Genomic DNA, 14,193 nt, shown 5'->3' on the forward strand with positions numbered 1-14,193 from the left:
AAACAGTGGAAAGGCATTTGGTAGTTATCGGGGGCAACGCAGGGGGCATGAGCGCTGCAGTTCGGGCCAGAAGGGGAGACCCGTCTCTTCCCATAACTGTCTTTGAACGCACAGGGCATATCAGTTATGGCTCTTGCGGCCTGCCATATTATATAGGCGATGATATAAAGGAAATTGACCGGCTTATTATTTATACACCTGAATATATGAAAAATGAGCGAAACATTAATGTCTATACCTTTTGCGAGGTAACCAAGATAGATGTTTCAAATAAGTGCGTTGTCGTGAAAGACATTAAAACAGGGAAAGTTTTTAAGCAACATTACAGCCATCTTGTTATTGGAACGGGTGCTTCTCCGATTATACCTCCTATACCGGGAATTGAAAATGACAACATATTTACTTTAAGGAATATTGAAGACGGCAAAAGAATAAAATACCACGTAATATCAAACAAGCCCAAAAAAGCAGCTGTTTTAGGTGCCGGGTTCATAGGCCTTGAAACTGCGGAAGCTTTGCGAAAATGGGGAGTGGACGTTTATATTTTTGAAAGCTTTTCGGAAATACTGCCTCAACTGGATCGGGAACTGGTATCGGTAGTAGAAGCTGAGCTTGAGAAGAACAGTGTAAAGCTATTTAAAAGCGCTGAAGTTAAGATGTTCGAACCTACAGGAGATGGAGGAATTAGGGTAAACACAGGAGCTGGTAGCTCTTTTGATGTAGATATGGCAGTTGTTTGCACAGGAGTCAGGCCAAATACAGACCTGGCAAAAGACGCAGGTATCGAAACCGGTATTAAAGGCAGTATAAAAGTGGATAAATATATGCGTACAAGTGCACCGGGTGTTTGGGCTGCCGGAGACTGCTGTGAAACTTATGACATAATTACAAAAATGCCTTTATATATTCCGCTGGGCACTACGGCAAATAAGCAGGGGAAAATAGCCGGGGAAAACCTAATTGGCGGCAAAGCTGTATTCCCGGGAGTTTTAGGAACACAAGTTGCAAAAGTATTTGATACATTTGTTGCCTTTACGGGTTTAAATGAAAGCCGGGCTGCTGAAGCCGGTATAGAGACCCTTTCTGTTAAAATAAAAGCATTGGACAAAGCCTCTTACTATCCAGGAGCAAAACCGATATATATAAAGATCGTCATGGATAAGAACACAGGAAGGGTACTCGGAGCTCAGTTGGCAGGCAGTGAAGGAGTAGCAAAGAGAGTTGACGTTTTTGCAACGGCTATTACTGCAGGTATGACGGTTTATGATTTATACCAATTAGATTTGGCATATGCGCCACCTGTAGCTCCGTCGTCAGACCCAGTTTTAATAGCTGCATCTGCCGGCATTAAGGCTATGAAAGAGAAAAATCTTATTAGTTAGTTTTGATAAAATAGTTCAATGTAGAAGACCGTAAGTTGAAATGCAAGCTTTCTCAACTTACGGTCGTTTCTTGTTTTGCGAGATAGGCTAGTTTTTTCCTACGCAGTTGTCCTTGTTGCTCGGAGCAACTAAGTTGTTTTTAATTGCGAAAAGTAGTGCCTGAGTCCTGTCAGTTACTCCTAATTTTTGATAAATATTAGTCAAGTGATTTTTAACAGTCTTTTCACTTATAAAAAGTTTCTCGCCTATTTCCTTATTTGAAAGGCCTAAAGCAACCTCTTGCAATACTTCCAATTCTCGCGGTGTTAGATCGAAAGTGTCATCATTTTTCTCCTGCCGCTTTGTAAGTTGGGAAATCACTTCAAAAACTTTTGGAGTCATGGAAGAGGGGATAAAACACTCTCCCTGGGTTACTTTTTCGATTGTTTCAATGAGTTCATCTGGGCGGACATCCTTTAATACATAACCAGATATGCCACACCGTATTAATTCAAACAGATATTCTTCCTGGTTATGTATTGTCAGCGCTATTATGCGAACATTAGGTTTTTCTTCTTTTATTATCTTAGTAGCCATTATCCCGTTGATTTTGGGCATATTGATATCCATTAAGATGATATCTACATCCGTATTCCGAGCGAGTTCTATAGCCTGGGCACCGTCCTCGGCTTCCCCTACAACTTGTATTTTAGGTTCCAGTGATAATATTTTTATAATACCCTCCCGGAGCAATGGGTGGTCATCTGCGATGATAACTTTAATTTTATCCTTATTAAATTCTGTCATTACTATTCCCTCCGGAACTTGGCTGCAAATTTCATTGTTTTTTATTGGGAACGCTTATTATTACTTCAGTGCCTTTCCCTATGACAGATCTCACTTCAAACTTGCCCTTTAAAAGCTGTATACGCTCCCTCATGCCGACTATACCAAAAGCTACTCCGTTTTTTTCACTCAATACTTTTTCTACATCAAATCCCTTGCCGTTATCCCTTATAACTACATTAATCCTGTCAGACAAGTACTCGATTTTTATAACTACTTCTGTGGCATTTGCATACTTTCTCACATTTGTCATGGATTCCTGTATTACTCTAAAAATTGCTATGACCAAAGAACTGGGTATATCGTATTCCTCTCCCAATACCGTTATCTCCACATATATGTTATTATCTCTTGTGTATTGCTCCACATATCTTTTTAGGGCAGGCACCAAGCCAAGGTCATCTAAAGACATGGGCCTTAAATCAAAAATAATCTTGCGCACATCTTGAAGGCTTCGACGCACCAAATCCATAAGGCTTTGCAGTTCATCTTTTAATAGAGCGGGGTTTTTTTCCATCAGCTTTAAGCAAAACTCTGCTCGCATGACTATATTAGCTAAGCTTTGAGCGGGCCCGTCATGAATTTCCCGAGCCACTCTTTTGCGTTCTTCTTCCTGGGCCATGATTATTGAAAGGCCTAGAGCCTGTAACTGCTGCATTTCACCGATTTGGGCGCTGGCGGTCTCAAGATCATTGCAGAGGATTTTTAAGGCCATGCCTATATTGGTAATTAATTGCTCAGATCGCTTTATAGTGATTTCTAAATTTTTAAGAGTCCTTTCCAGGTAATCTCTATGTAGCCGCATAATTTTCTCTTTTTCTCTTTTTTCAAGAAGCTCTATTTGTTTTTTATGAGCATAATCATAAGCCTCTTTTATTTCATCTTCACCGTATTTATTAAAATTTCTGCTGACTTCAATTAAGTGAATCCTCGCTTGATAATATTCTTCTTCTAATTTGTCTACTTCTTGGATAGTGTCTTTAATTTTTTCTATTATTTCAGCTAATTCTTGTTTTGTATGTTCGTACTCGTGCCGGGCAGCTTCTCCCAACTGATAAAGCTCTTCACGGCTTTTTTCAACGATTTTTTTCGTTTTCTGAATAACCCTGTCGAGCTTTGAAATATCTACCAAACCAAATCCATCCTTCAAAGTATAAATTATGTATAATTATTAGTTCTTTATAAAAGGCTTATAATCCTGTTGAGACCGATATTCCAAATTATTCCTGTGCCAATTTGGTCTTAAATTGACTAACCAGTGAATCAAGCTGTAGGCTTATTCGATTTAGCATTTTGGCATTGTGTTTTATTTCCTTTATAAATTCCTTTTGAACTGTGGGATCCATCTGATCAATTTCTTCTGTACGATGGACTATAAGTTTGGAAGAAGCACTCATTTCTGTTACGGCATCTTTTATAGAAGCAAAAAGCACGCCTAATTGATCGCTCATAATATTAAAGGATTGAGCTAAACGTCCCATCTCGTCGTTTCTTTCAAGGTCAAGCCTTTGGGAAAAGTCGCCTATGGAAACTTTTTCAGTAGCACTCATTATATCCTTCACAGGCTTTGCAACAAACTTTTCCACTATCAAGCGGGCTGCAACGAGCCCTATTACAACAGTTGCTACAAATAAGTATATTAGACTGCGCATGCTTTTTTGAAGATGCTCCACTGTAGGCTTAAAATCTACTAGTATCTGCATATAACCTACGGTAGTCCCTAGCTCATCTAAAACAGGAGAACTAAAAACAAAAGCTGTAATTTCACCTTTTTCGTTTCTTATAGAGCTAAGTTTTTTTTCTTCGGCTTTTACGTAAGTATTTCTTGGAAGAATTCTTTCAGCTAAATCTCTTGGGCCACTATATTCCACAGGTTTTCCTTCCAAATCTCGGACAATGGCTTCTATAATAAACCCGTCCGTTCTCATGTTTCCCAGGAATTCGTCTAACACATCTAGTCTATGGAACTTTAATGAATCTCGTGCTACTGGATTTATGGAATTTATGGAAGTCCAGCCTCTTTCGATGACATTTTGTGTCATTATATTTCTATCCTTAATGAAAAATAAAAAGGCGACCGAGCCCATTAGAAAAATTATTAACAATGTGAAAGCAAGACTTAACCTGAAGGTTAGAGAAAAGCCTTTATCGATTTTTAAAACTCTTGCCATATTTATCATCCTCTCAATTAAATACAATGTAATCTCCGATTTCTGTGCCTGTAGCTAAACTCACACCTGCATTAAGCTCTAAAACTTTTTTTGCACCTTTAACTATGGGACCGATGCGATAGGGGGGAAGGGAATGTAGGATTCGGCAAACCCTGTTTTGATGGTCCAAAAATATTACGTCAATAGAATAGCGCATAAAAAAAGTATGAATGGAAGAACAGGGTATTATAAGTAATCCTGTATCATTTTCTAAATCTGCGGTCCCAATCAATCCCTTCAATCTGTAAAAAAAGTTGTCAGCAATGTATAGTTTTTTCGCAAGAACAGTGCCCTTATCTAAGTTGATTACCAAAAAAGTCACCCCTCACTTTGCAAAAACCCGCATGATTTGAATGATAGCCGGTCCAAGTAAAACTATGAAAATGGCGGGAAAGACAAAAAACACCATTGGAACTAACATTTTAACTGGAGCTTTCATGGCCTGTTCTTCAACCCGTTGGCGGCGTTTTTGCCTCACGTCCCTTGCCTGAAGTCGCATAACATTTCCAATGCTAATACCTAATTGTTCAGCCATAATTATGGAACCGACAAAGTTAGAAAAATCATCTACGGCTAAACGGTCAGCCATATCTCTCAATGCATTCTTCCGTGGTTTCCCCATACTTATTTCCTGTAAAACTATGTAAAGCTCATCTGCTAATACGCCTTTAGATTTTTCCACAACTTTTTTTAATGCCCCATCAAAACCTAATCCAGCTTCTATACACACGGTCAGCAGATCCAAAATTTCAGGCAGCTCCTTACAGACTTGCTCCTTTCTTTGCCGGATCATGGAATTTATAAACAAATCAGGGAGGAGCCAGCCAAATGCAATTCCGGCTATTATCATTACGAAAGTTTGGGGACCGGAGCTGCCGGAACCTTGCATTAACAGCCTGACACAAAAGGCCACAAGACAGGATAACAAGTATTTTATCACCATGACTTCCCTTGGAAGTAGATTATAGGGATTTCCAGCTTCGTTTAACCTCTTGGCCAATACTTCTTCATTAAAGGCGGGAATGTATTTTATAAGTACCCCGAAAATTGATGACAGCAAAGGTCTAATAAATCGGGTATAAAGGGAAAAAGAAAGCTCCCGCTGGCGTATAGGAACGGGTTCTTCGGGGCCGACCACATTTGTGACCCGTTCTTTGATTTTCATTTTTTCACGTTCTATTGATTGAAAAATATATAGGACTAAAGCAAAAACCGCACCAAATACGGTTGTTAAATTAAATAGCATTACCATGACAATGCCCCCTAAAACTGTATATCCACAATTCTCTTTATAATCATAAGGCCTATTATTTGACCTAGAACAGCAAAAGTGAGCATTATAAGACCCGTCTTAGTTGTAAAAAGCTCCATAATATATCCCGGATTTGCAGTAAACATAAAAGCCAGTAGCAAAACCGGCAAAAGCCCTATTATTAAACCTGATATACGACCTTGGGCGGTAAGAGTTCTAATTTCCCCTTTTATACGAATACGTTCCCTAACTGCTGCGGCAATATTGTCTAAGACCTCTGCCAAATTTCCGCCTACCTGCCTTTGTATGAGTACTGCAGTAATAATAAGGTCCAGGTCGTCGCTGTTTACTCTTTTTGCTAAATTTAAAAGGGCTGTTTCTGTTGTTGCACCCAGGTTGATTTCCGCAATGGTCCTGTTGAATTCTTTTTTTATTGGATCTGATAGTTCTTTACTTACCATATCCATACTTTGAATGAAGCTAAAGCCTGATCGAAGTGAATTTGACATGATGGTAAGGGCATCGCCGATTTGAGAATTGAAACTATCAAGCCTTCTTTGGCGCGTAGAGCTTACTATAACAAAAGGTATGATTGCGCCAGTAATGCCCGCAATAATTGACAACAACAACTTTAATGTCAGGGTAAAAAACACCAGTGTAGTTCCTATGGATATTGCCATTACCATTGCTACAAATTCACTGCCTCGAAGTAATATATCTGCTTCTTCAAGTTTTTTGTCGATATTTTTTCCAAGTTTCTTGGTAATGGAAAAATCGCCAGCTCTTGTCAGTATGCGCCTGAGGAAATCCTTTCCAGATGCCGGCGTTTTTTTGGATTTCGTAGCGTTTTCCTCTCCGGCAAATCTTTTTATTCTGGTTACGATCAACCTTTCATCGGAATTTCGGATAATATCAATTCCTAAAATCAATAAAGCTACTGAAGAAAAAACAAGTATGCATATTGAATAAAGATCCATGTTTTCGACCCCTAAAATAGATTATTTGCAAATACCTCCACCGGCAGTTTATAGCCGCTTACTTCTAACCGATCGATAAATTTAGGCCTCATTCCTGTTGATCTAAATTCTCCAATAACCCTGCCGTCCTCATCTACACCGGTTTGCTTAAAATAAAACAAATCTTGTAGCACAATCACATCACCTTCCATATTTTGCACTTCAGTAATATGTGTAATGCGGCGGGAACCATCCCTTAAACGGCTTTGATGTATAATAAGATCTATTGCCGATGCTATCTGTTCCCGGATCGCTCTTATAGGAAGATCCATGCCTGCCATTAATACCATGGTTTCAAGCCTCGAAAGCATGTCCCTGGGGGAATTGGCGTGGCCCGTTGTAAGGGAGCCGTCGTGGCCGGTATTCATGGCCTGCAGCATATCCAGAGCCTCTCCGCTTCGGACTTCGCCGACAATTATCCGGTCTGGCCTCATGCGAAGAGCGTTTCTCACAAGATCCCGAATGGTAATGGCTCCTTTACCTTCGATGTTGGGCGGCCGGCTCTCCAGGGTTACCACATGAGGCTGGTGCAACTGCAGCTCTGCAGCATCTTCGATAGTTATAATTCTTTCCGAAGGGGAGATAAAGGACGAAAGGACGTTTAGAGTAGTCGTTTTACCGCTGCCAGTTCCTCCGGATACTACAATGTTTAACCTGCTTTTGACACAAGCCTCTAAAAACTGGGCCATTTCGGGCGTTAAAGTATTAAATCGGATCAGATCTTCCATGGTCAAAGGATCTGCAGAAAACTTTCTTATGGTAATAACGGGCCCTATCAGGGAAAGGGGAGGAATTATTGCGTTTACGCGTGAACCATCAGGAAGTCTCGCGTCTACCATAGGCATACTCTCATCGATGCGCCTGCCCAGGGGTGATACGATCCTGTCAATAATATTCATAACGTGGGCCTCATCCCTGAAAAACACCCCGGTTAATTCTATTTTCCCGTTTCGCTCAACGTACACATTGTCAGGCCCGTTAACCATTATTTCGCTGATTTCCGGATCAGAAAGTAGAGGTGTTATGGGCCCGTATCCCATAATTTCATCAAAGAGCTCATCGGCGATTCTCATGCGATCCAGGCGGGGAATATGATCTGCTCCGCTTTCAATATTTTCGTTAACGAGTTTTTCTATATAGTCCCTTACGTACTTTTTATCATCTCGCTCAGGAGACTTTAAATTTTTCAGTTCTTCTATAATTTTTTCATGTAATTCTTCTTTAATATGACCATAAGGGTCTCTAGTTAATGAAGTAAGGGTTTGCCCTTGTTCATATATAGCGCTTTCAGCATATTTTTTCGTCTGTTCAAGCTTTTTTAGCAATGACATATTGGTCACTCCTGATTTAAACTAAAGGCTAAACATTCTGGTTATAAAGGATCGTTTAGGTTCTCCTGCAGCTTCCTCAGCTTTAGTAATATCTAATGATTCAATCAGCTTGCCAATACTTTGCGCAACTTTAGTATGCTGCTGACTCATGACAAAAGGCACGCCCTTATTAATAGCGTTTTTCACGGTTTTAAAATCCTCCGGAATTATAGAGGTTAAAGTAATTCCAAGGTTCTTTTCAATCTCTTTGATTTTAAGGCCTTCGGAGCTTTGCTGACTCAATACCGTCCTGATTTTTCCATCATAATTTAACGCCTTCAATATTTCCTGCGCTTTTTTGACGTGCTTCAGAGTGGTTAATTCTTGATTCAGGGTGAGTAATATTCTATCACTGGCTTCTAAGACATTTAAATTTATATCGGTATAAACCGGTGCTGTGTCGATGATTATATATTCGTAATTATCTTTTAAGATCTTTAACAGCTGTTCTACGTGTTCAGCTTTCACCAATTCCGCATGCTCAGGACTTAGGGGGGCAGGAAGCACCCTTAGACCTGATAAATGCTGGACTAGAAAACTTTCCACCAATTGGGTATCAAGGGTTTCTTGTTCCTGGACCATATCGGCTATAGTATTTTTGGGGTTTAAATTCAACATAACGGTCACATCTCCAGAAGTAAGGTCCAGATCTATCAAAGCAACTTTCTTCTTGTAATCCTGGGCTAAAGCTACGGCCATATTACAGGCCAGGGTAGTTTTACCCACACCACCTTTTGTGCAGAAAAAGCTGATGATTTTACCTTTTTTGACGGGGGTTGTTAAAGTTGAAACAGCCGACAAGGAAGGTGAGAGAAATATATTTCGCTTTCTCTGGCTTTCCGAAACTCTGTAAATAGCATTAGCCAGATCTTTAGATGAAAAGGGTTTTACCAGATAATCCCTTGCCCCGGCAGCCATGGCCTTCCTTAAATATTCCTGTTCTCCCTGAATAGAAATGATTATTATCGCGCACTGGGGGACATTTACCGAAATCCGCTCGGTGGCTTCTATCCCATCGACTCTCGGCATGTTTACATCCATAAGGACTACATCTGGTTTTAACTCGCTTGCAAGTATTACTGCCTCTTCACCATCACTGGCTTCTCCCACAACCTCAATATCTTCTTCAAAGTAAAGAAGGCGTTTTATATCTTCCCGTGTAGCGGCAATATCGTCGGCTATTAAAACGGTAATAGGTGCCATAAAAAGCCCTCCTTAACGCAGCAGCTGCTGAATTTTTGTAGATGAAATAGGTTGAACCTGTTTGTCATCAGGAGCTCGAAGTACCAATTGTATGCTGCCTTTTTCTAAAGCCAAAGTTATTTGTTGAGCATGTATCGGTTCTACCATTAAAGTTACAGTTTCCAATTCTAACTTTTCAGAAACACTTGTCTGAAGACTGTTGTTTATGGCTAAGACCGGTACATTTTGGGCCAAGGTAGAAGTATATGATTCTCGTTTGTCAGGTTCCTCTACATCAAAGGTAGCCAATACATCTACACAATCCCCTACATTGATCAAACCGTGCAATGCATTTACTTTATTGGCAGGGATCGATATAGCTCTTTTATTGGCCTCAATTTTCGCAGAAAGCCCTGCAGCCGGGTCACCTTTACTTGTGAGTTTGCTGCTTAATATCACTTCTCCGGGGAAAATATCTCCTACCGTGATTTTTCCTTCCGCATCTTTTGCGTCTACAATAGTACCCGGTAAAACATATTCTGCGGGCATTTCCTTAAAATCCAGCATTTCCTTTGTTATAACTGTCTTAGCCCTAATATGCTGTTTTGCGACTGCTACCTGGGTATAATTTCCCGACAACTTGTATGTTTGTTTTAAATCCTCCATATATTGAAATGTCCCAAAAGCTGCCGATAAACCTAAAACTATTGCAAGCAATAATACAAATTTATTTTTCATATAGATCTCTCCACTCGATTATTCTGAAATCAATTTTGCTGCACGCAGACCGTAATTCTCCTGGTCAGGATCGATGATATATTTTATACTATCAGGAGGAACGGTCTCCAAAAAATAGCCTGTAACCCTGCTATTGTTGCCTCGACCGTTTACACCTTTCAAAAGAAATGCACCAAAACCCACTATTTTAACTTCGCTTCTGCCGCTTAAAGAACCTGGCTCATAAATGGGCACTATCATGACCATAGGACAGTTTATGTCATAACGGTCAATGGAACATTTGGGAGTGTGCTCACAGCTGTTTATACGGTAAGTTACCCCATCGAAAGTAGGTCCCGACATGTTTCCCGGTTCGGTTTCAACCCAATCTCCAACATTTATTATGCCTTGGTAGCCGTACTTAAGGTTGTTTAAATAACTCTGGGCTCCCCTAAGATCTAAAGCAAGGGCACCATAGTTTCCGGGACCGTAATCATCGTGAGACCCGGCTTTTAACTGGTATTCCTGACCGAAGGAAAGCTCCTGATCGGGTATGCCGAAAGGGACAACTCCTGTGGCTCCTGAAATACTGCCATAAGAAGCCACGGCCTTTCCAGCTGCGGTGCCGCTATTTATGCCTAAGATCGGGGCGAATTTAAATTCAACGGCGCGCTGAACCTCAACAGTTACTTTTGTGTTGTCTGCACTTATGCTTATAGCAGCGTCATTTGGGTCAACATTATTCATTATCAAGTAATCTTTTGCCATCTCCCGGGTTGGGTTAACATTCGGTAGTTCCCATGCTGCAGCCAGAGCGGCAGAATCACACGCATTTTGAAGGCGGTTTCTTTCCAAAGCCAATGCCCCTATATCCACAGTCAGTGCCATAATTCCTAAAAATACTACCAATGCTGCGGCCGTTAAGACTAATACTGCACCGCTTTCATTGCGTTTGAAGTTATCAAAAAACGAGGTAAGCCTTTTCATTTACTCCACCCTCATAACAGCAGTTGATTTTAGTGTAACTGGATTGGGCAGTATACTTGAGATGATGGGAGTGACCAGTTCCACATCATAAGCAACTTCTACAGTTAAGGGGACACCGGAATTTCGGGCACTTTCATTAGGCTCCAACCTGATTATGCGCAATCTGGTATCAGCTTGATAAAGGGGTGAAGCCTCTCGAATCCGGGATATTATTTCTTCGTCGCTTTTGCCCAGGGCACCCAATCTCGCACCTTCCCTAGCTGCATTTGTTATTACTATATAGGAGTGAAAAATTCGCCCAAATTCCAAAGTGCCAAAGAGAATAAGGATAATTATCGGCAAAACCAGGGCAAGTTCAACCAGTGTTTGACCTCTCTCAGTTTTTACAAATTTTCTTATCATCATCGGATTTCACCTCAGTAGATATGCAATTACTGCCCCAGCCGTAATTGCAATGCCGTAGGGAAAGGTCAGGGCAGAACTGCTATCGATAGTATCCAATATTTGCATTTTAGGTGTCCGGAAAAAAAGAGAAAGAAGTGTATAAAATACCGCTTTTAATCGAAGGGCGAAATTTTTGCTCCTAACCATAATCGCAAGCGAAATCACTCCACCTGTAATAGCCATTGCAAGAAAGGAAATCCAAACAAATTCCGGTCCTTTAAATGCCCCAATTACTCCAAGAAGCTTTACATCTCCGGCTCCTATACCACCCATCACAAAAGGAACAAAGAGAAGGGCTATACCCGTAAGCAGCCCTTTTATGCTCTCAAAGCCCCCCTTTAAGCCATATAAGTATAAATTAAGAATGACAGCCGCAATTATGGCAGGAAATGTTACCGCATTGTAGATTTTTTTAAATCTAATATCTGTGTAAAGACATATGAGCAAAGTTGTAAGCAGCAATATATCCGCAACCATTTAAGCCACCCTTCCTTTCGGGCTTTTTGTCAAAGGAGCCCTACTTAATTTTTTAAGTAGGGCTACGGTGATGTGTGAGCGCTATGTATAAGTTGCCAAATAATGATTTATTAAAAGCTAGACGCAACTCCGTCGATTTTTCCTGATACGGCACTCCCTAGAGTTCTAAATCCTGCAATTGTAGCCAGGACAACCAGGGCAAGAATGAAAGCGTATTCTGCCATGCCCTGGCCCTCTTGTTGGTTTAAGATGGTTATAAGGAAATTTAACATGAGCATCTGCCACTCTAACTATGGGGTTAACTCTGCGGATACCTCATCCATTTTGGCACCTATACCGGTACCGAGAGTTCTGAGTGCCCCTATTACTACAACAGCTACCAATGCAAGTATAAGTCCATATTCCGCCATACCCTGACCTTCCTGGCCTGTCCAAAGTTTTTTTACATGTTTCAACATTTTTTAAAAACCTCCTATCTTTTATTGAAATATATTTTAGTTATATATTATAAAGTTCACTTAAGTTTTACATGATGCAAAGGTCGGAATTATCTGATTTATGGTCCCGCCTAGTTTTGTGCCAAAAGGCCTGTCGAAATTTGGGACTTTTTTATAAAAAATGCCCGAAAAGCTCTAATTATGCTTTTCTGGCTTTTATTGCTGTCATTACAAGTCGAGAAAAAAATCTTCTCGATTGGTGGTCTTTTTTTTTGTGAAACAACAAGGTTCTCGGGCCCTTAGAGAATCTCCTGTGTTGTAGGGTGATAGTCTTTAGCAGCGCGAGGTTGATAAGCAACACAAAAGAACAATAATGGGCACTGGGTTGGGCCTTTCAATCGTAAAAAAGTTATCGAAATGCACGAGAGTGAGTGCGGAGTCCAATCAAAAGTGGGTAAAGGCAGTATATTCTGGTTTAAACTAAAGTTATGATAGATATTTATATTTAGTGGGCGTTATCATTACCCGCTAAATTGGGATGATTGGAAAGTGGAAGGCTAATAAAAATGGTAGTGCCTGCTGGATCCTTACGCAGCCCATTATTTGATTTATCATTTTTTCCATCATGATCATAAAGTTTTTAAAGACATTGTAGAGCCGTGGGTGAAAAACTCAAGTTAGCAGTTAAAATTAAAAAGCATGGGCTATCTAATCTATTCGAATTAGCCCATGCTCTTTTAATGTTAAGTGAAGTTTTTCGGCGTAGAATTTCCTCTCATGTCTACTTTGATGAGCCTTTCGACTTTATCACCCCGGCAGCCTATTAAGTAACTTGTAAGGTTTGCTGTTGTACAAGTGTGGTTGGGAATGATTTCGATCTTGTCACCGATTTTTAGTGTTGTGGGCCCTACAACTTCAAGTTTTCCTACTTCTTCTGAAAGAGTGGATACTATTAGTTCCGGGTGACCTTTTACATATCCATACCCTTTCATGGCGGCGTTTCCATGGGAGCCTTTATCCAGTCCCAGACATTTAGACCCTGCATCACAGATAAACATAGTTTCTGAAGGATGGGATATTATTGTAGCATAAACGGAAAGGGCACAGTCGGATTCTTTGGCTATTCCTATGGACATTTGAGTGTTATCCATAAAGACGTAATTGCCCGGGTGGAATACGTTGATGTTTTCATCGTAAACTGCTTTATAAAAGGTAGGTGTAGATCCACTAGTTACAAGTTCCGGGTTATAGCCTGCGGCTTTAAGTGCATCAAGGGCGTATTTCATTGCACTTTTTTCTTGGTTTACGTAATACTGGATTTCCTCGTGTTTTACGGCTGAATAGACATGGCCGGGATGTGTTGAAATTCCTTTGAAGTTTAATGCGTCAAATTCCTTTAATGAATCAGCAAAAGCCACTATTTTCTCAGGCAATATGCCAAAGCGATGAAGGCCGCTATCGATAATGATAGTATAATTTATCCTAACGCCAGCGGATTTTGCCGCAGCGTTTATCATCCTTGCACTATCATAACTATCGATACGGACAATAAAGTTGCAATTTTTTGCAAGGTTAATTACTCTTTTGATGTTTGCATCACTTGCCACGGGATAGGCATACATGATATTGTCAAAGCCTTCTTTTAAAAGGGCCTCACATTCGTCAAGGGTGCCGCAGAGAAATCCCGTTGCACCGGCTCGCTGCTGCATTTTTACAATCTCGATGCTTTTATGGGTTTTGATCATAGGCCATAACTGTTTGCCATTTTCATTGCATAAAGACTGGGCTTTTCTAATATTGTTTTCCAGGATATCCAAATCAACCAAAATTGCCGGTGTTTGTAATTCTCTTTTTTCCAAAGTGGCAACCTCCCTTGTATGAAACATCTTACTTC

Annotated in this window: 16 protein-coding genes; 1 reads left to right on the forward strand and 15 read right to left on the reverse strand. The window is 40.4% G+C overall.

Annotation, left to right across the window (positions count from 1 at the left end):
• Positions 1-5: 5 nt before the first annotated feature.
• Complete coding sequence (locus tag JT739_RS02820; protein ID WP_237659574.1) at positions 6-1,382, forward strand: FAD-dependent oxidoreductase; 1,377 nt, start codon at positions 6-8, stop codon at positions 1,380-1,382.
• A gap of 87 nt (positions 1,383-1,469) precedes the next feature.
• On the opposite strand, the gene JT739_RS02825 is transcribed toward JT739_RS02820, so the two are convergent.
• The 15 genes from JT739_RS02825 to JT739_RS02890 all read right to left on the reverse strand — a co-directional run bounded on the left by JT739_RS02825 (position 1,470) and on the right by JT739_RS02890 (position 14,158).
• Complete coding sequence (locus JT739_RS02825; RefSeq protein WP_237659575.1) at positions 1,470-2,168, reverse strand: response regulator transcription factor; 699 nt, start codon at positions 2,166-2,168, stop codon at positions 1,470-1,472.
• Between the two features lie 31 nt (positions 2,169-2,199).
• Positions 2,200-3,339 carry a sensor histidine kinase gene (locus JT739_RS02830; RefSeq protein ID WP_237659576.1) on the reverse strand — a complete coding sequence of 380 codons (1,140 nt, stop codon included), beginning with the start codon at positions 3,337-3,339 and terminating at the stop codon, positions 2,200-2,202.
• Positions 3,340-3,427: 88 nt separating this feature from the next.
• Positions 3,428-4,378, reverse strand: a complete 951-nt coding sequence (locus tag JT739_RS02835; protein ID WP_237659577.1) for a HAMP domain-containing protein — start codon at positions 4,376-4,378, stop codon at positions 3,428-3,430.
• Positions 4,379-4,391: 13 nt separating this feature from the next.
• Entirely contained in the window at positions 4,392-4,730 is a 339-nt protein-coding gene (locus JT739_RS02840) for a DUF192 domain-containing protein (protein ID WP_237659578.1), read from the reverse strand.
• 12 nt (positions 4,731-4,742) lie between these two features.
• A complete protein-coding gene (locus tag JT739_RS02845; RefSeq protein ID WP_237659579.1) occupies positions 4,743-5,669 on the reverse strand; it encodes a type II secretion system F family protein in 927 nt (308 codons plus the stop codon).
• Between the two features lie 11 nt (positions 5,670-5,680).
• Positions 5,681-6,646 carry a type II secretion system F family protein gene (locus tag JT739_RS02850; RefSeq protein ID WP_237659580.1) on the reverse strand — a complete coding sequence of 322 codons (966 nt, stop codon included), beginning with the start codon at positions 6,644-6,646 and terminating at the stop codon, positions 5,681-5,683.
• A gap of 11 nt (positions 6,647-6,657) precedes the next feature.
• The gene (locus tag JT739_RS02855) at positions 6,658-8,016 is read right to left on the reverse strand and encodes a CpaF family protein (RefSeq protein WP_237659581.1); all 1,359 of its coding nucleotides are present in this window, start codon (positions 8,014-8,016) and stop codon (positions 6,658-6,660) included.
• A gap of 21 nt (positions 8,017-8,037) precedes the next feature.
• Positions 8,038-9,258 carry a CpaE family protein gene (locus JT739_RS02860; RefSeq protein WP_237659582.1) on the reverse strand — a complete coding sequence of 407 codons (1,221 nt, stop codon included), beginning with the start codon at positions 9,256-9,258 and terminating at the stop codon, positions 8,038-8,040.
• 12 nt (positions 9,259-9,270) lie between these two features.
• Positions 9,271-9,975, reverse strand: coding sequence for a Flp pilus assembly protein CpaB (gene cpaB / locus JT739_RS02865; protein WP_237659583.1), 705 nt, complete (start codon positions 9,973-9,975; stop codon positions 9,271-9,273).
• Between the two features lie 18 nt (positions 9,976-9,993).
• Positions 9,994-10,941, reverse strand: a complete 948-nt coding sequence (locus JT739_RS02870; RefSeq protein ID WP_237659584.1) for a TadE/TadG family type IV pilus assembly protein — start codon at positions 10,939-10,941, stop codon at positions 9,994-9,996.
• A complete protein-coding gene (locus JT739_RS02875) occupies positions 10,942-11,346 on the reverse strand; it encodes a TadE/TadG family type IV pilus assembly protein (RefSeq protein WP_237659585.1) in 405 nt (134 codons plus the stop codon).
• A 6-nt stretch (positions 11,347-11,352) separates the two neighbouring features.
• Entirely contained in the window at positions 11,353-11,862 is a 510-nt protein-coding gene (locus tag JT739_RS02880; RefSeq protein ID WP_237659586.1) for a prepilin peptidase, read from the reverse strand.
• Between the two features lie 110 nt (positions 11,863-11,972).
• Positions 11,973-12,086: a Flp family type IVb pilin gene (locus JT739_RS12855; protein ID WP_370642558.1), complete on the reverse strand. Its 114-nt coding sequence runs from the start codon at positions 12,084-12,086 to the stop codon at positions 11,973-11,975.
• 66 nt (positions 12,087-12,152) lie between these two features.
• Positions 12,153-12,320 carry a Flp family type IVb pilin gene (locus JT739_RS02885; RefSeq protein ID WP_237659587.1) on the reverse strand — a complete coding sequence of 56 codons (168 nt, stop codon included), beginning with the start codon at positions 12,318-12,320 and terminating at the stop codon, positions 12,153-12,155.
• A 722-nt stretch (positions 12,321-13,042) separates the two neighbouring features.
• Entirely contained in the window at positions 13,043-14,158 is a 1,116-nt protein-coding gene (locus JT739_RS02890) for an alanine racemase (RefSeq protein WP_237659588.1), read from the reverse strand.
• Positions 14,159-14,193 lie beyond the last annotated feature (35 nt).

The organism is Tepidanaerobacter sp. GT38 (assembly GCF_021991635.1).
Taxonomy (GTDB): Bacteria; Bacillota; Thermosediminibacteria; order Thermosediminibacterales; family Tepidanaerobacteraceae; genus DTU063.

What these genes read in the sequence shown, in the direction of transcription:
- JT739_RS02885 (WP_237659587.1), bottom strand. Translation starts at nt 12,320, where the DNA reads ATGTTGAAACATGTAAAAAAACTTTGGACAGGCCAGGAAGGTCAGGGT.
- JT739_RS02850 (WP_237659580.1), bottom strand. Translation starts at nt 6,646, where the DNA reads ATGGATCTTTATTCAATATGCATACTTGTTTTTTCTTCAGTAGCTTTA.
- JT739_RS02860 (WP_237659582.1), bottom strand. Translation starts at nt 9,258, where the DNA reads ATGGCACCTATTACCGTTTTAATAGCCGACGATATTGCCGCTACACGG.
- JT739_RS02855 (WP_237659581.1), bottom strand. Translation starts at nt 8,016, where the DNA reads ATGTCATTGCTAAAAAAGCTTGAACAGACGAAAAAATATGCTGAAAGC.
- JT739_RS02825 (WP_237659575.1), bottom strand. Translation starts at nt 2,168, where the DNA reads ATGACAGAATTTAATAAGGATAAAATTAAAGTTATCATCGCAGATGAC.
- JT739_RS02880 (WP_237659586.1), bottom strand. Translation starts at nt 11,862, where the DNA reads ATGGTTGCGGATATATTGCTGCTTACAACTTTGCTCATATGTCTTTAC.
- JT739_RS02870 (WP_237659584.1), bottom strand. Translation starts at nt 10,941, where the DNA reads ATGAAAAGGCTTACCTCGTTTTTTGATAACTTCAAACGCAATGAAAGC.
- cpaB (WP_237659583.1), bottom strand. Translation starts at nt 9,975, where the DNA reads ATGAAAAATAAATTTGTATTATTGCTTGCAATAGTTTTAGGTTTATCG.
- JT739_RS02835 (WP_237659577.1), bottom strand. Translation starts at nt 4,378, where the DNA reads ATGGCAAGAGTTTTAAAAATCGATAAAGGCTTTTCTCTAACCTTCAGG.
- JT739_RS12855 (WP_370642558.1), bottom strand. Translation starts at nt 12,086, where the DNA reads ATGGCAGAATACGCTTTCATTCTTGCCCTGGTTGTCCTGGCTACAATT.
- JT739_RS02875 (WP_237659585.1), bottom strand. Translation starts at nt 11,346, where the DNA reads ATGATGATAAGAAAATTTGTAAAAACTGAGAGAGGTCAAACACTGGTT.
- JT739_RS02845 (WP_237659579.1), bottom strand. Translation starts at nt 5,669, where the DNA reads ATGGTAATGCTATTTAATTTAACAACCGTATTTGGTGCGGTTTTTGCT.